The sequence below is a fragment of the Paraclostridium sordellii genome, from assembly GCF_000953675.1.
In the GTDB taxonomy this organism is placed as follows: domain Bacteria; phylum Bacillota; class Clostridia; order Peptostreptococcales; family Peptostreptococcaceae; genus Paraclostridium; species Paraclostridium sordellii.
The window spans coordinates 514,186-532,535 of record NZ_LN679998.1 but is presented as its reverse complement, the minus strand read 5'-3'; the positions used below and the strand labels follow the sequence as shown (position 1 = coordinate 532,535).

Below are 18,350 nucleotides of genomic sequence, written 5' to 3'. Positions count from 1 at the left end.
GGAAGATTTACCCTGTTTTGTAATGTAAAAAGTATTGAAAATTTTTAAAATTGTAATAAAGTCATTATATCAAAAATTAACATAAAATTTAAGTAAAATGGATTGAAATGCCTTTTTCCTGCACCAAAATGGTAATATGTACCAGAATAAGTTAAATTGTATTTATTAAAGCTTAATTCAATAGCTTTAAATTATTCTATTTTTATTAATGCACTATACCATTCCTCAAAACGTTTAGAAGTTTATAAACCATCAGAACTATTCATACTATCTTTACTTTCAATAAATTCTCTTTTAAAATCTATAATACTAGCCTTATGTGCTTTACTTTGAAAAACTAATTTTAATCTACCCATACTTACTTCCACTTTTTAATATATAATAGTTCTATTATTACATATTTTAGTATACTTATATTATATTAGTTTAATTGTAAAATATATTCTTAAGTTTATAGGAGGTAATGTGAATTTTATAAGTATGAATACAGTAAATTCCTTTTTAGGAACAATTTTAGGTAAACTTTGTGTTTTTATAATTTTTATTTATATAATGATTTGGTTTAAAAATACTATTTCAAAATTTAGAGATTAAGAGTTTTATTTAGTAAATCTTTTATAGACACAATAAAATGTTTATCAAAGCTTGCATAAAAGCTATAAACAAATGATAGTTAATATCATCGTAAATACTCTTTTCATCCTTTCGCTACTTAAAAAATATTTATAAATAAAAATAGCTACTATTAAATTTAATAGTAGCTATTTTTATTTATTTTATTGATTTTTATATGCCTGTAATATTCTTATATAGTGATTAGCCTCTCTTAATACATGGTCTGCAAGAAGTGGAAGTATTATAGATCTTATTTTACAACTTGCAATTCCTTCTGTTCCGGCTTGTTTAAAGTTCTTTAATTCAATAGTTTTTTCTAAGGTTTCATCTGTCATATTATTTATTGTTGCGTCAGTCATATTCCTTGCCTCTTTTATTAAGTCTTCAAAATCGTCAGCAAATTCATCAGCTGTGTCAATTAATTCATTTTCAGAAGGGTCTAATAATCCTCTAATAAATAATGCATGTTCCATCATAATTTGATCCCAAAATAATTCTGTTTCTTTATTGCTTTTAGTTTCAATATCAACCCTATTTTCAAGATCCTGTACTAATGATAAATATAATTTTGCCTCTCTAAGTATATGCTCAATCAGAAGGGGATAATTCCCTGTAAACAAATTACAGGATAGGACTCCATTTAATAATCTTTCTTTAAAACTAATAAGTCCATTTATAAGCAGTTTAGAGTTATTATTAAGTTGATTTACATAATTTATTAAATTTTCACTAACATTTGGATTATTTCCACTACGTAACTTAGATTCTAGCACTGTTAAATTTTGATTTATATCTATTCCTGTTAAATTCTGAGTCTTTTGCTCAGTTCCCAATGTATAGTCAGTTACAATTTCTCCTGATCTCAAAATATCATCTCTTATAACTCCATTACTAGCACTGATTGCATATCCTAATAGCTTTTCAAATTCTCTTTTATAATGATCTGCTTCTAGTTCAAGCTTTGAATCTTTAGTTACAAACCCAGATTCTAAAAAAAGAGAGTGCTCTTTCATTATTCGTGCAAAAAACAAGTGTAATTCAAGTGATAAAATTACATATCTTTGATCGTTTATCATATTCCCTCCTAAAAAACATTTTACGGTATACTATGCAGGTAGTTACTAATAAGTGCAAAAAATTTTATAGATTCAAAGTAAAAACAGTTTAGGATAAATCCTAAACTGTTTTTACTTTGAATAATCATATTTATAAGTATTTGTGTTTTTATGCATAAAATCTAGATAACTTTCTTTAGTAAATGTAGGCTTAAATTTTTCTACTATATCTTTAGCAATTTTAGCATCATCTCCTAATAAATCTAATATAGTCATAGCCATAGCTTTTGCAGGTATTATATATGCTAACTCTTCATCACTTATATAATAATCCTTGGTATGTAAACTTCCACTTACCCCACCTATCCACGGATGAATACAAGGGATTATTTGTGATATATCTCCAAAGTCAGTAGAACCAGCGGTTTTTATGACATCGACTATAGACTCTTCGCTTCCTCCAACTAACTCAACATAGTTTTTCTTAAATATAAAATCCATGCTATCATCAGAATCTAGTGGAAGGTACCCTATTGTATCTTCTATTATAACTTCTCCACCTAAAGCCATTGCTGCTGCATGAAGAGATCTGTTTACCTTCTCGTTTGCATCAATCATAGCATCTACTGTAGCTGCTCTTACCATAGCTTCTATTGTAACCTTTGATGGTACTACATTTACTATATCTCCACCATGATTTATAACCGTACTTATTCTAACTCTATCTTCATCTTTAAAGGTTTCTCTTTGAGCATTTATGTTATTTGTAGCTAAACTTGCCATATTTAAAGCATTTATTCCTTCATGTGGTGCTATTCCTGCATGAGAGGCTCTCCCTATGAAGGTTGCATGTTTACTTACAAATCCATTTGTATAAGATTTTATTACACAATTTTTATTTTCTTCAAAATTTAATGCATGAAACATCATTGCCATATCTACGTCATCAAGAATTCCTCTATATAATAATTCTTGTTTCCCACCAACATACTTTATTTCATTTTTTTCTTGCAAGCTTTTTCTAAATTCTAAATCTATACATTCTTCAGATGGAACTGCCATAAAATCTATCTTTCCATCTAAATACTTTAATACTCCTGATTTTATAATTCCTACCGCACAACCTAACATACCAGCCACTTGTATATTATGTCCACAACAATGTATATTACCTATTTCATTTGCATCTTTATGATCTGGACAAACTACCGAATCAAGTTCTCCCATTACTGCAATTTTAGGCCCATTTTTATCTTTATTTAAAGATGTCATACATCCTGTCACTGCTATATTGTCAACAACTTCAACACCTAAACTCTTTAGAAATTCTGATGCTATTTTTGTAGATTTTACTTCCTTGTATCCAAGTTCTGGAGTTTTATAAATACTTCTTCCAGCTTCTATTATTTTATCTTTATTTTTATCTATTTCTTCTAAAACCAATCTTTTAAGTTCTTTTTTATTCATTTTATCCACCTTACTTTATAAAGCCATTATATTGTAAACTATTTTAGTAGCATCATATAATTCATCTATGTTTACATACTCATTTACTGTATGTACATCATACATACCTAAACTTATTATTGCACTTTGATATCCTAAGTTGGCCATTATATTAGCATCACTTCCTCCACCTATTACCATAGGTTTTGGCTCTATTCCAATCTTTTTAGTTGCTTCTTCAACTAATTTAAATACATCGCTATCTAAGCTTAGTTCAAAACTTGGATATGCATTTGTATGTTTAAAATCACAAGTTGTGTTCATATTCTTAGCTGCTTCTTCACAACAAATTTTCATATGATTTATTTCTTCTTCTAATCTATTAGGTATATGACTTCTTATCTCGGCAGTAAAGCTAACTTCATCTGTTACTATATTAGTAGCTCCTCCACCTTCAATTCTTCCTATATTAGAAGTAGTCATTTCATCTATTCTACCTATGTGCATATTACTTATTGCATTAGATGCTGCAACGATTGCATTTATACCTTTTTCTGGCTCTATCCCTGCATGGGCTTTTTTCCCATAGAAAGTTACTTTTATATTTTCTTGTGCTGGAGCTTTATAAGCTATTACTCCAGTTGCACCACCTGCATCTAATATAACTACATCTTTGCAAGGAAGATTTTCAGGATTGAAGTTTTTAGCCCCTAACATACCTGCTTCTTCACAAACTGTAAATAATAAATATATATCTCTATGTGGTATCTTGTCTTCCATAACACATTCTAATGCCTCTAAAATAGCTGCAATACCAGCTTTATCATCTGCACCTAATGTTGTAGTCTTATCCGTTTCAATTATATTCCCCTTAACAACCGGTTTAACGCCTAAGCATGGTGCAACTTGATCCATATGAGCTGCAAAACAAATTGGATTTTCACTATCTTCTCCCTTTATATAAGCTATTATATTTCCTGAATTTCCACCAAACTTTTCCCCAGCATCATCAACTTTAACTTCAATACCCCTTTCAGTTAAATAATTTACTAACCATTTAGACATCTCAATCTCTTTATTAGATGGACTATCCACCTTAACCATATCTATAAAATTATTTACTAATCTTTCTCTAGATAACATAATACACACCCCTTATTATATTTTTATCAAACCTTCATCTATATACTTTAAATATATTTTCAATTAAGCAGCTCTGTTATTTTGCTTAGCTTCTTCTTTTTCATTTATCTTTTTACCGATTAATATAGTTCCAAATACTGCAGTTAATATAACTAAGTATGATGGACTTCCACTTCCTGGCATAAAGTCAAATACACCATTTTTTAATAAGAAATTCATTGGTACAGCTATTAATGCTGATACTGCTGCAAACTTAGGCTTCATTATAGCGAATTGTCCAAATACTGCTCCAAATAATGCAGGTAATATTAAATCAAATGCTGATGTTACTTGAGGAGGTAATACTGATAATATTGCTTGTCCAAATACAACCCCAACTGATAATATAATTATATTTACTATTATAGAAACCGCTATCCCTATTGTTGATATTACTGAACCCTTTTCCGTTCCTGGTTCAACATCAGCTGCTTCTTGAGCCACCATTGCACATGGAACTCTCATGTTTGAAGTGTTTCCAGATATAAAAGTCATGTATGTTCCTGGTATTCCAAGTATTGGGAAATATGCTATTGGTTCAACTATATAAAATGCTCCACTAACACTTATTTGTGAAATAGTTCCAGCTATTATAGCTGCTATTGGAGGCATATATCCAAATATCCCTGAAACTACTATAAGTGGTGCAAAACATAGTACAATTCCCAATAATAAAGTTCCTTTACCCCATTTAGTTATACTCGGTATGTATTTTTTTGAATAATAATTGTTATTGCTCATATATTTCCCCTCCTTATATTACATTTATTAATACTGTACCTATTATCATTCCTGAGAACATTGATATTGATAATGCCCATTCTTTTATCCATTGTATATTTTTATCTTTTGCAATTTTAGATAATCCCATCATCACAACACATCCTATTATAGTAGCCACTGCTGCTGGTGATGTGAAAGTTACCGAACCTTCTCCTGTTATAAAGTTCCCTGATGCTAAGTAAGCAAATGCTCCAAGCATCGCACAAGCTGATATTATTGGTACTAATTTTTCATTCCCACTTGATAATAAATGATTAACTTTATCCATCTTATCTGTAAATAATAAAGTAAATATTAACCAGCCTAAAGAACCTAGAACCATTACCCATATAGCACAAGCAAACACCATTGGATCCATTCCAGCTCCAAGTTTTGCTCCCATAGCCTCTGCTCCAAATCCAGCTGCCATTAATTCATAGTTTACAGATCCTATAAATGAAAGTCTCATCCAAGATATAGGTCCACCCATTGAAACTAATAAAGATATCATACCAACTAATATAACTATTGATGGCCCTATAGATGATATAGCACTACTTTTTATAGCTGCTTTTAGTTGAGTATCTTTTATTCCCATTTCTTTTGCAGCTACTACTGACTTTCTAAAAAATACTATAGATTGCACTATAACTACTGTTACTGCAAGACCTGCTGCCAACCACATAAATGGATGGTTTGCCATTTTTAAATAATCTGCTTCAAATACACTTCTTAAATTATCCACTATAATTCCTCCCTCTTTTTTAAAACGTTTTCATAATCAAATTATATTTTTGACATGTCCATAATATGCCCTTAAATGAATAATATAATATTTGTAGAATGATGTCAATATATAAGAGAAACATTTTCCTTATTTTTTTAATATTAATTTAAGGTTGTAATTTTATAATGTTAATAAATTTTAAATTGTATTTATTCAATAGTTTTATTGTCAAATATATTTTAAGAGTTTTATTTAGGTCATAGTTTATCTAATAGGAGGTCTAACTTTATGTTATTTTTGTTTTGCGTATCTACTATACTATTATCTGCTTATTTTTATGCTTCTAGTGAAGAAGATCAAATAGCTAATTATGAAATGTTAGATAGATTTTTTTAAATTTTAAAAGAAGTACTCTAAAGCTAAAACTATGCTTTAAAGTACTTCTTATTTATTAAAATAATATCTCTATTAAATTTTTAGGTCTTCCAGCACCTTTATTACTTTCTTTTGCATGAACTTTACCTAGACCTGATGTAGTAATTTTTTGAAGTATACGTCTAGCACTTCTATCACTTATATCTAAATACCCTGCCAATTCCTTTGAATCATAAATCTTACTTTCTCTAATTTCATTTATTCCCATGATTTTAGAAATAGTTTCACAGCTTAACCCAGTTTGAGATGATATATCTAATATACTTTGATCATTAGGAACTATACAATAACTAATTTCATTGTCTAAACCTAATGGTCCTGTTAAATTTTCCTCTTCATCTATCGAATATATATATGATTCTCCTGAGTCTATTCCTCTTTCAAGTGCTTTAGATGCATTTATTTCAGCCTTAAATGCATTTGCTCCAAATCCAATTCCAATATTTAAATTAAATCCTAGAGATTTAATTTCTTTTTGAAGCTTTATTAATTTTTTATAATTTTTACTTTTATTAACAGAACCTTTATTGCTAAAAATAATATATTCATTACGACCAAATGGAAATACTGCGCCATTTATGCTTCTAACATATTCTACTATATATCTATCTATATCAGTCTTTTTTATCATGTTTGAATAGTAGTTTTCAATATTTCTAGATGAATTTCCAAAGTTAAAAATTTCAACAGCTATTTGAGAAAACTCTGCTTTATTTATAGCAAATTGATTTATAACTTCATCATAAGCAACCTTCACCAAAGCTCTTGTTGGCTTTAATAGTATAATGGGATAGCCTTGATCCTTTAATTGGTTATAAATATTCATAAATGCTGTAATTATGATATTTACCTCTTTATTTAAATATAAGTCAGTATGCCACTTTAAATATTCATCCTCATTTATATCTGTTGAAAAAGGAAGACAATACATAGCTTTATGTTCTATGTTAAACTCTTCTATTATATTTTTTACCATATCATCTTCAACCACATCTATACTAAATTTATCTATTAAATTTCCTTGACTTTGAATTTCCCAAAATGCTTTTAAAATGCTTGTATCACTTCTTTGCACAAATGAATGTGGTTTTTTTATTTCATATTTTTTTAATATTTCTTCATAAACTCCACATCCAGTTAAAATAATTCCATCACATTCAAGTTCACATTCTTCTATTAAATCAATAGACTCTACTATCTTTTCCTTTGTGTATAATCTTGTTTCTAAACCACTATCTATATCTTTTAGAATTTTTTCTATTCTTGTAGCTGAATCTAGTGGTCCAAGAACTCCTATTATCATTTAACCCCTCCAAAATTAATTTTTAATTTCAATATAATTATTATACTATAAAGATATAAATTTCAAATTATAAAAAACTTATATCTTTAACTTTATGTATATTGCAACTAGAATTTCTTTATATAAAAAAAGGAGCTTAAGCTCCTTTTTATTAAACAGCCGCAACTGCTTCTTTATTTAAAACTTCTAATACTTCAGATAACTCATGTATTTCGTAAGTTGGTTTAATTTCTCCACATTCTTTATTTAAAGAGTTAAACCACATAGAGTCTATTCCAAAATTATTAGCACCTTTAATATCAGAAGCTAAGCTATCACCTATCATAAGAGTTTCATCTTTTTTCATGAAATCATATTTATTAAATATGATTTCAAAAAATTTTGAATTAGGTTTCTCAACTCCCATTTCTTCAGAAATAAATACATCATCAAAAAAATCTATTAACTTTGAATCTTTAAGTCTTTGGTTTTGTGTTTTGCCTACTCCATTAGTTCCTGCAAATATTTTATAACCTCTAATTCTTAAATCCATTAAAGTTTCCATAGCCTTAGGAATAGTCTTATGTCCTTTATTTAAACAATTTTGATATTCCTTTTCAATTACTTCACCTTGTACATTGTATCCATATAAAGCAAAAAATTCCTCAAATCTTTTAGTTAGAGCCTCTTCTTTTTTTATAGTACCTTGTTCTATTTGACTCCAAAAACTCCTATTGATAGCCTTATACTCATTAATTGATTTTTCCTCAAAAGGAATATTATATTTTTCAAAAATTACTTTTAAAGAATTTCTCTCATTATCTTGAAAGTCTAATAAAGTATCATCTAGATCGAATATTAAATATTTATACTGTTTCATACGTTCACCTCTTCTTATTATAATACTCTATTTCTTTTAAAAATAACATGCTCTGTATAAAATTTCAAATTTTCCAACAAAAAAGTGCTAATTTTAATCAGCACTTTTAACAACAATGATTTTCCTTTACTTCTACAGGTACGATTCTGTCTAAATCAGTTCCTCTACAACACATCTTTATAAATCCTCTACCTACTCGCTCTCCGACAAATGTAGTACAAAAACACCCATCTCCAAAGCTAATTGCTGGGCTAAAACTTAAATTTCCTAAACTATAGTCAGACAACTCAAACTCTATTATAGGATGTTTGATTGGATGACCATGCCTATCTACCAAAATTCCAAAAATCATTTGCTTACACCCACGCATAACTTCTAATTTATATGGGAACATAAGCTTTAGACAAACAGGCGAAGGTCCAGGTGGTTTACAATCTGGTTTCTTTTTCTTTTTTCCTCTTAAATCATCTTCTACTACATAATCTATTGAATCTATTTTTTCTAATATAAAATTATGTAGATCTTCTTCATTGGTTATATGATTTCCATCTATAATAAAATTAAACTTATCCATAAATTTTCACCCCCACAAACCTAGAATAGTATATATTATGTACGATTTGTTAAAGTTGTTCTTATAAAAATAAAAAGTAGTAGACTTAACCTAAGGTTACTACTTTTACTCCCATTATCCTACTTTTTTTAAGTTTGTAACTTCATCTTTTAACCAATTCTTACCTTCAACTAGTCTTGCTACTAACATTGAACTTACTGTATTTCCAGTTGTATTAAGAACAGTGTTTGGTATATCAGTTATTGTAGTTATTACAGTTAATAGAGGAATTGCTTCTACAGGGAATCCGAAGATACTTACCACGAGCATCTCACCTATAAGTCAACCACCTGCTACTGGAGCCATAAATACTCCAACAACCATAACTGTAACTAATAAATTTATAAGGGTTTCTGGATTTGCCATATTTCCACCCATTATACCAGTTAAAAATGCAACTTTAACTATAACCGCTAACACTGAACCATCTTTATGTATATTAATACCTAAAGGTATAACTGTTTCAGCTATATCATCTGGTACACCTATTTTTTTGCTTGCTTCTAAATTTGATGGTATACAAGCAGAACTCGAAGATGTTGCAAGTGCTGTTGCTATCGGACTTATAGAATTTTCATAGAATTTCTTAACTCCTTTTTTACCACCTGCTACATATGCATATAACGTATAACATACTATAAAATAAATAATTGCTATTAAACAGTATGTCCCAAATACCCTTATATATCCTGCTATGATTTCTTGCCCTAGTTCACCTATTATAGATGCTGTATAACATCCCAGTCCTATAGGTCCCAACTTCATTATAATTCCAACCACATTTAAAACTACACTAGTGCCTTCATTTAATATTTTTCTTATAGTGTTTGCTTTATCTCCTAAAACTGCTACTGAGCTACCTACTAATACTGCAAATACTACAAGTTGTAACAGGTTACTACTTGAGAATAAATCCCCAAAATTAGAAACTGTAACTGAATTTACTATTTGAGTTAATAAACTTCCTTTTGATGCTAGCTTTTCTTGATCTGGGGCTACCATCATTTCTTTTACTGATTGAATATCAATGCCTTTTGCTGGATCTAAAATCACAGATCCTAAAATTCCTACTACCGCCATAACTAATGTAGTTATTGTAAATACTATAACTACATTTTTCATAATCTTACCGAATCTTTGCATGCTATTTACGTTTGCAACCCCCGATGCAACGCTAAAGAATACAAGAGGTACGACTATCATCATAATTAGATTGATAAATAAATCTCCAATCGGCTTTAATGCTGTTGCCTTAGGCCCCCATATTAATCCAACTATAGCACCTAATATAGTACAGCCTAAAAGTATGAATGAAGACTTATACGTTTTTAAAAAGTCCCTCATCTCTAAAACCCTTTCCTGGATGTTTTCATGTTCTGTGTGGCCACAATGTACATTGTATTTAATATTGAAATTTTAGTCAATAATTTATGATAAGTATTGTTTTTTACTATAACAACGCATTTTCCCATAGGTTTTATCTATTTTTTACCAAATACTTAATTTTTCTACAAAATAAAAAACCCCTAGTTTCCTAGGAGTTTTTAATATCTATTTTCCTTTAAAGAAATCTTCTAATTTTTGCCCAAAAGTTTTTTTCTTTTCATGAACCTCATCTCCACAAGATTCAGCAAATTGTTTTAAGATATCTTTTTGTTTATCGTTTAATTTTTTAGGAACTTCAACTACAACTTTAACATATTGGTCACCTCTAGAGTTTCCTCTCATTTTTGGTATACCTTTATCTCTTAATCTAAATACAGTTCCTGTTTGAGTTCCTGCAGGTACAGTATACATTACTTTACCATCTAATGTAGGAACTTCTATTTCATCTCCAAGTGCTGCTTGAACAAATGTTATAGGTAATTCAAAGTAAACATCATATCCATCTCTTGTAAAGAATTGGTGAGGTTTTACACTAACTACAATGTATAAATCTCCTCTTGGTCCACCTTTAGAACCTAAATCACCTTGACCACTTAATTTTATTATTTGTCCATCATCTATACCTGCTGGTATATCAACTTCTATAGTTTTAGTTTTTCTTATTTTACCTGTTCCATGACATTTTTCACATGGTGATTCAAAAACTTCTCCCTCTCCATTACATGTTGGACAAGTTTTTGAACTCATTATATTCCCAAATGGAGTTCTTTGAGCCGTTCTAATTTCTCCTTCTCCATTACATGTTGGACAAGTTTTCTTAGAAGTTCCCGGTTTAGCTCCTGTTCCATGACATTCTTCACATTCTTCAGTTCTATTTATCTTAACTGACTTTTTAACTCCAAATGCCGCTTCTTCAAATGTTATAGTAACAGTTTGTTTTATATCAGATCCACGTTCTGGGCCTCTTCTTCTAGGTCTACCACCACCGAAGCCTCCTCCAAACATATCTCCGAATATATCTCCAAATATGTCTTCAAATCCTCCAGCTCCACCGCTGAATCCTCCGAATCCACCAAAGCCTCCTTGGCCTCCGCCAAATCCGCCATTTACTCCTTCATGTCCGAACTGATCGTAATTAGCTCTCTTTGTATCATCTGATAATACTTCATATGCTTCATTTACTTCTTTAAACTTTGCTTCAGCTTCTTTATCATCTGGGTTTCTATCTGGATGATATTTCATTGCAAGTTTTCTGTATGCTTTTTTTAATGCTTGTGCATCAGCTCCTTTATCAACGCCTAGCACCTCATAATAGTCTCTTTTAGCCACTCTTGCCACCACCTTTGTAATACATAATAATAGCTTGTAGAGGTCTACAAGCTATTATTAATTTTATATATTCATTATATACAAGTAACAGTGTTTTTCAAATACTATTTTTGATCGTCAACTTCTCTAAAATCAGCATCTACTACATTGTCATCTTGTTTAGCTTCTTCTTGAGCTCCACCTTGAGCTTGCTCTTGTTGAGTTTGTTGATACATTTGCTCAGCTATTTTGTGGAATTTGTTGTTTAGTTCTTCCATAGCTTTATTTAACTCTTCAGCAGTAACATTTTCTCTATCTTTTAATTCTTTTAATTTAACTATTTCAGCTTCAACTTCAGATTTAGCACCTGGATCTACTTTATCTCCAGCTTCTTTTAAAGTTTTTTCCATTTGATATATAGTAGCTTCTGTTTGGTTAACAGCTTCTATTTTATCTTTCTTTTGTTTATCAGCTTCAGCATTCATTTCAGCTTCTTTAACTTTTTGTTGTATTTCTTCTTCACTTAAGTTAGTTCCTGAAGTTATAGTTACTTTTTGTTCTTTTCCAGTTCCTAAGTCTTTAGCTGTAACATGAACTATACCATTAGCATCTATATCGAAAGTAACTTCTATTTGAGGTATTCCTCTTGGAGCTGGTGGTATATCAGTTAATTGGAATCTACCTAAAGTAGTGTTGTCGTAAGACATACTTCTTTCACCTTGAAGAACATGTATATCAACAGCAGTTTGGTTATCTGCAGCAGTTGAGAATACTTGTGATTTTTTAGTTGGTATAGTAGTGTTTCTATCTATTATCTTAGTCATTACATTACCCATAGTTTCTATACCTAATGATAATGGAGTAACATCAAGAAGTAATAAATCTTTAACATCTCCAGCTAAAACCCCACCTTGTATAGCAGCACCTGCAGCAACACATTCATCTGGGTTTATACCTTTATGAGGCTCTTTTCCTATGAATTTCTTAACAGCTTCTTGAACAGCTGGTATTCTTGTAGAACCACCAACTAATAATACATCATCTATCTCAGAAGTTGAAAGTCCAGCATCTTGTAATGCTCTTCTAGTTGGTTCCATAGTTTTTTCTACTAAGTTAGCAGTTAATTCATCAAATTTTGCTCTACTTAAATCTATGTTAAGGTGTTTTGGTCCTTCAGCAGTAGCTGTTATGAAAGGTAAGTTTATGTTAGTACTCATTGTTGATGATAATTCTTTTTTAGCTTTCTCAGCAGCTTCTTTTAATCTTTGAAGAGCCATCTTATCATTTCTTAAGTCAACACCTTCAGTTTTCTTGAATTCTTCAGCTAAGTAATCTATTATAACTTGGTCAAAGTCATCTCCACCTAATCTGTTGTTACCAGCAGTAGCTAAAACTTCGAATGTTCCATCTCCTATTTCAAGAACAGATACGTCAAAAGTACCTCCACCTAAGTCAAATACTAATATTTTCTTTTCTTGATCTAACTTATCCATACCATAAGCTAATGCAGCAGCAGTTGGCTCATTTATTATTCTCTTAACATCAAGTCCTGCTATTCTACCTGCATCTTTAGTAGCTTGTCTTTGTGCATCTGTGAAGTATGCTGGAACTGTTATAACAGCTTCAGTTACTGTTTGCCCTAAGTAGCTTTCAGCATCAGCCTTTAATTTTTGTAATATTATAGCTGATATTTCTTGTGGACTATATTCCTTTCCATCTATATTAACTTTATAATCAGTACCCATATGAGTTTTGATTGATATTATTGTTCTATCTGCATTAGTAACTGCTTGTCTTTTTGCAGGTTCTCCAACTATTCTTTCTCCATCTTTAGTAAATGCAACTACTGACGGAGTAGTTCTCATCCCTTCAGAGTTTGGTATTATTTGAGGTTCTCCACCTTCTAAAACTGCAACACAAGAGTTTGTTGTTCCTAAGTCAATTCCTATTATTTTTCCCATTGTAATATCCTCCTTGAATTTTTTCTATATAATATTGATATTAATTCAATCTTGATTGTATATGTTATTAGTAAATTGTATACGTTATTAGCAAGACACCTTAACCATTGCTGGTCTTAGTACCTTTGTTTTTAATTTATACCCTTTCTGTAAAACCATAACCACTTGATTTGCATCGATTCCTTCAACAGGTTCTTGCATAACTGCTAAGTGTAGGTTTGGATCAAATTCTTGACCTTCAGCATCTATTTCTTCTAGTCCGAATTTTTCAAATGTAGCTTTTAATTGTTTTTGAACCATGTCTAATCCTTTATACATACTATCTTCTTTGTCTGTACAAGCATCCATAGCTCTTTCCATATTATCCATAACTGGTATTAACTCATTTAATATTTTTTCATTTGCGAATATACCCATAGTTTCTTTTTCTTGTTGAGTTCTTCTTCTATAGTTTGCATATTCAGCTTGAAGCCTTTGAAGAGTGTCTGTAAGTTCTTCTACTTTTTTATCCTTTTCATCAACCTCTGAAGAATCTTTAGCTTCAGTTGCTTCTTCTATTGCCTCTTCGATAGTTTCCTCAACCTCTTCTGAAGCATTTTCATTTACTTCTTCTTGTAATTCTTCTTGTTTATTATTTTCCAAAACTTACACCCCTAACTATTTTTTGTTTAGTAGTAGTCCCATATAGTTAAGTATTGAATATACTTTCGCATAATCCATTCTAGTTGGACCTATTAAACTAATCTTTCCTACTACATCTTTATCTATATTGTAAGTTGCAGTTATAATACTACAATCTTGAGCTACCTCGCATTGATTATCACTACCTATAATGATATTTAAGTTTTCTTTTTGAATTCCTTTTGATTTTAACATGTTTGATATATTATCTTTCTCTTCTAACATAGTTAAAAATGTTTTAGCTCTAACGACATCACTAAACTCAGGAAAATTAAAAATATTAGTTGCTCCACTTAATGATATTGAAGTTTCATTTTTTTCAATGCCAAAGTTTAATGATTCTACAAGCTTATCAATTATTAAAGAGTTTTCAGCAATTTCATACTTAATATAATTTAAAAACTCTTCATCAATCTCGCAAATATTTTTTCCTGCTAACTTTCTTGTAAGCTTATCAGATATTAAATTTAGCTTTGCCTGATCAATATATGTATTAGTAGAAATAGTTGTATTTTTAATTTCTCCTTTTTCAGTAACTATAATTAAAACTATACTTTTTTCATCTAATCCAACCAATTGAATATGTTTTATATTTTGAAGGTTTGATACATTTTTGGTAACAGCTATAGTTGTATAGTTAGTTAACTTTGATATTAACTTAGATGTTTCATGTATTAAATTATTCATATAATTCATATTCTTATTTATTGATTCTTCAATTAAATGCTTTTCAACAGTATTTAATTCATATTCTTTCATCAGTGAATCAACATAAAGCTTATACCCTTTTTCTGAAGGTATTCTTCCTGAGGAGGTATGAGGTTGTATTAAATATCCCATTTCTTCTAAGTCAGCCATTTCATTTCTAATAGTTGCTGCGCTTATTCCAAGCTCATACTTTTTAGAAAGAGTTCTAGAACCTACAGCTTCTGCAGTATCTATGTAATCTTTAACTATGGCTTTAAGGATATTTAATTTTCTTTCATTTAACTCCGTCATAATCAAAAGCCTCCTCTTTTGTTAGCACTCATTTAATTGGAGTGCTAAAAGATTATATATATTTTATAACACTTTAATTTTTCTTTGTCAACACTTTTTAATTAATTTATAAATTCTATGAATACACTATTTGAAATTTCTCTTCCTTTTTGCGTTAACATTATATTTGAGCCATCTACTTTTAACAATTTATTTTCTATTAATTTATCTAAAATATCTTTATATAGATCTAAAAATTCAATGTTAAATCTTTCTTTAAATACATCTAAGTTTATACCTTCATTCATTCTAAGTCCCATAAATATAAATTCTTCTATTTTATCTTTTTCACTTAATTGAATCTCTTCATTTATAGGTTTTAGATTTTTACTAAGCTTACCGTTATAAGTTTTTAAATTTTCTACATTAGAATATCTTTTATTATCTATATATCCAGATGCTCCAGGGCCTAATCCTAAATAATTATCACATTTCCAATATATAATATTATGTTTACATTCCTTTTCAGTTTTTGCATAATTAGAAATTTCATACTGATTATATCCATATTTCTTTAATGTGTTTATAGTGTATTCATACATTTTTATATCTGTATCTTCATCTAAAAGTTTAAATTCATTATTTTCATACATATCATAAAGCTTAGTTCCCTCTTCTAATATAAGAGAGTATGCTGATATGTGTGACGGATTTAAACTTATAATCTTATTTAATGTTTCCCTCCATTCATCCTCCTTTTGGTTAGGAAGTGCATACATCAAATCTATATTTATATTGTTAAATCCAACATCTATAGCATCATAGTAATTTCTCTCAAACTCTTCATATGTATGTATTCTTCCTATAGATTTTAAATGGTAATTTTGCACTGCCTGAAGTCCAATGCTTAATCTATTTATACCCATTTTTTTCATAAATTTTAACTTTTCTTTGTTAATTGTTCCAGGATTACACTCAATTGTTATTTCAGCATCTTTTTTTATATTAAAGTTTTCATGTAATTTATCAACTAACCTTGATAATTCCTCTGCTTTTAATATACTAGGTGTTCCTCCACCTAAAAATACAGTATCAAAATACTTGTCCTTAAATTCATCCTTATACAGATGCATCTCTCTTTCTATATTTATTAAGTAGTCTTCTTTTTCATTACTCTTAATTTTATATGAGTTAAAATCACAGTAATAACATTTTTGCGCACAAAATGGTACATGTATATATAGCCCTAACATAATTTCTCCTTCGAATTTTATATTTCATTATTTTTATTATACCTTAATTTATATATATCCTAACCTTATAATCAATCATTTTATTGTAAGATTAACTTTTTATATTTATTAATTAATAAAATATTAAAAATAAAAATATAATTGATGCATATTATACATAAATTTTTTAATTTTATAATAATTAAAGTTTTTAATTTCCATATTCTAGGTGTATATACTAAAAAGTAAAGTGAGTTTCATATTTTCATATAAAGTATTATTAAGTAAATTTATTTTTATACAAAAAAAGAGATAGTATTTTAAATACTATCTCTATATATATTAATTAGTTATTATTTTTCTTTGACATTACTGAATATACAGGTAATCCTATAGCTGTAACTATTAATCCACCTGCAGCTATTAATGTGTTGTTCATTAATTGGTTAACTATAACGAATAATCCACCTGCTATAGCTATTAATGGTATTATTGGATATAGAGGAACTTTATAAGGTCTCTCTAATTTTGGTTGATCTTTTCTTAACTTCATTACTCCTACGAAAGTTAGTACATAGAATACCCATATTATGAATATTGTTAAGTCAGTTAATAAGTTGAATTGTCCTGATAATGCATATACACAAGCAAGTATTGCCATTAAGAATATAGCATTTGATGGAACTCCACCTTTATTTAACTTAGATAATCCTTTACTAAATGGTAATGTACCTTCACAAGCTAATGCGTAAGTTACTCTAGGTCCAGTTAATAGGTATCCGTTTAATCCACCGAATACTGATATTAATATACCAATAGTGACTATCTTACCACCTATTGGCCCAAATATTCTTTCTGCAACTAATGCTGCCGGAGCACTTACAGTTGCCATTTCACTAGCTGGTACAACCCATAAGTAAGCTAAGTTTATTACTACATAAACTGCCATAACTATTGATAAACCACCAACTATAGCTTTTGGTAAGTCTTTACCTGGGTTTTTCATTTCTCCTGCTATAGAACCAACATTTATCCATCCATCATAAGCAAATAATGCTGCTATTAAAACTTGTCCTAAAACAGCTCCCATAGATAAATTTTCACCTATGAATGGAGTTGTTATAGAGTTGTCTCCTGATCCATTTATAAATCCAAATACTATTATAAGCGCTAATGGTATTAATTTACATATAGTCGCTACAGTTTGTATTGTTCCACCTAATTTAGATCCTACTGTGTTTAATATTGCTAAAAATAATATAATTCCTATCGCTATTGGTAATACAACTGCCATATTTTTCTCACTTTGTCCAATTAAAGTAGCTGCTTGTTGTGCAAATATAACACCTAAAGCTGCTGCTGTAGCTGGGAAGAATAATACCGCTTGCATCCAACCTGTTAAAAATCCTAATCTGTCACCATATATCTCCTTGATATATATCATCATCCCACCAGTTTTTGGTATCGCTGCTGAAACTTCAGCTGCTGTAAGTCCTGCTGCTATTGTTATAACACCAGCTATAACCCAAGCTAACATACCTAATCCTGGAGCTCCACCTGTTGCTGAATATATAGCTTGAGGTTTAAAGAATACCCCTCCACCTATAACCATACCAACAACTGTAGAAAGAGCTGCTGAAAAACCTAAAGTCTTTTGTAGTCCTTTGTTGCTCATCGTTTTCCTCCTTGTATATTTTGCGTTATTAAAATGTCCAATATGAATATTACTACATTTTTTATTAAATAACAATACATTTCGACACTTTTATTTTTTTTTTTATAGTATGCTTATAATTCCTGTTTATTT

14 protein-coding genes and 1 pseudogene are annotated in these 18,350 nt (G+C 29.6%); all 15 read right to left on the bottom strand.

Annotation, left to right across the window (positions count from 1 at the left end; translation table 11 throughout):
• Nucleotides 1-776 precede the first annotated feature (776 nt).
• Nucleotides 777-1,691 (bottom strand): DUF2935 domain-containing protein, encoded by a 915-nt coding sequence (locus ATCC9714_RS02555; protein WP_054631658.1) that lies wholly within the window; start codon nucleotides 1,689-1,691, stop codon nucleotides 777-779.
• A gap of 111 nt (nucleotides 1,692-1,802) precedes the next feature.
• Entirely contained in the window at nucleotides 1,803-3,137 is a 1,335-nt protein-coding gene (locus ATCC9714_RS02550; protein WP_057544389.1) for an amidohydrolase, read from the bottom strand.
• Between the two features lie 15 nt (nucleotides 3,138-3,152).
• Complete coding sequence (locus ATCC9714_RS02545) at nucleotides 3,153-4,259, bottom strand: M20/M25/M40 family metallo-hydrolase (protein ID WP_057544388.1); 1,107 nt, start codon at nucleotides 4,257-4,259, stop codon at nucleotides 3,153-3,155.
• 63 nt (nucleotides 4,260-4,322) lie between these two features.
• Complete coding sequence (locus ATCC9714_RS02540) at nucleotides 4,323-5,039, bottom strand: hypothetical protein (protein ID WP_057544387.1); 717 nt, start codon at nucleotides 5,037-5,039, stop codon at nucleotides 4,323-4,325.
• A gap of 13 nt (nucleotides 5,040-5,052) precedes the next feature.
• Nucleotides 5,053-5,805, bottom strand: coding sequence for a DUF5058 family protein (locus ATCC9714_RS02535; protein ID WP_244465151.1), 753 nt, complete (start codon nucleotides 5,803-5,805; stop codon nucleotides 5,053-5,055).
• A 433-nt stretch (nucleotides 5,806-6,238) separates the two neighbouring features.
• Nucleotides 6,239-7,525, bottom strand: a complete 1,287-nt coding sequence (locus tag ATCC9714_RS02530) for a hypothetical protein (protein WP_057544386.1) — start codon at nucleotides 7,523-7,525, stop codon at nucleotides 6,239-6,241.
• Nucleotides 7,526-7,676: 151 nt separating this feature from the next.
• Nucleotides 7,677-8,384, bottom strand: coding sequence for a YjjG family noncanonical pyrimidine nucleotidase (locus ATCC9714_RS02525; RefSeq protein WP_021124904.1), 708 nt, complete (start codon nucleotides 8,382-8,384; stop codon nucleotides 7,677-7,679).
• Nucleotides 8,385-8,490: 106 nt separating this feature from the next.
• Nucleotides 8,491-8,958 (bottom strand): hypothetical protein, encoded by a 468-nt coding sequence (locus ATCC9714_RS02520; protein WP_057544385.1) that lies wholly within the window; start codon nucleotides 8,956-8,958, stop codon nucleotides 8,491-8,493.
• Between the two features lie 114 nt (nucleotides 8,959-9,072).
• Nucleotides 9,073-10,341: pseudogene (locus tag ATCC9714_RS02510) on the bottom strand (dicarboxylate/amino acid:cation symporter).
• Nucleotides 10,342-10,548: 207 nt separating this feature from the next.
• On the bottom strand, nucleotides 10,549-11,712 hold the full coding sequence (dnaJ, locus tag ATCC9714_RS02505) for a molecular chaperone DnaJ (protein ID WP_055329834.1): 1,164 nt from the start codon (nucleotides 11,710-11,712) through the stop codon (nucleotides 10,549-10,551).
• A gap of 104 nt (nucleotides 11,713-11,816) precedes the next feature.
• On the bottom strand, nucleotides 11,817-13,652 hold the full coding sequence (gene dnaK, locus ATCC9714_RS02500) for a molecular chaperone DnaK (protein ID WP_021129034.1): 1,836 nt from the start codon (nucleotides 13,650-13,652) through the stop codon (nucleotides 11,817-11,819).
• A gap of 87 nt (nucleotides 13,653-13,739) precedes the next feature.
• Entirely contained in the window at nucleotides 13,740-14,294 is a 555-nt protein-coding gene (grpE, locus tag ATCC9714_RS02495) for a nucleotide exchange factor GrpE (RefSeq protein WP_021124914.1), read from the bottom strand.
• 15 nt (nucleotides 14,295-14,309) lie between these two features.
• Nucleotides 14,310-15,332, bottom strand: a complete 1,023-nt coding sequence (gene hrcA, locus ATCC9714_RS02490) for a heat-inducible transcriptional repressor HrcA (protein WP_057544383.1) — start codon at nucleotides 15,330-15,332, stop codon at nucleotides 14,310-14,312.
• 101 nt (nucleotides 15,333-15,433) lie between these two features.
• A complete protein-coding gene (gene hemW / locus ATCC9714_RS02485; protein WP_057544382.1) occupies nucleotides 15,434-16,564 on the bottom strand; it encodes a radical SAM family heme chaperone HemW in 1,131 nt (376 codons plus the stop codon).
• Between the two features lie 325 nt (nucleotides 16,565-16,889).
• Nucleotides 16,890-18,218, bottom strand: coding sequence for an APC family permease (locus ATCC9714_RS02480; RefSeq protein WP_021129038.1), 1,329 nt, complete (start codon nucleotides 18,216-18,218; stop codon nucleotides 16,890-16,892).
• Nucleotides 18,219-18,350 lie beyond the last annotated feature (132 nt).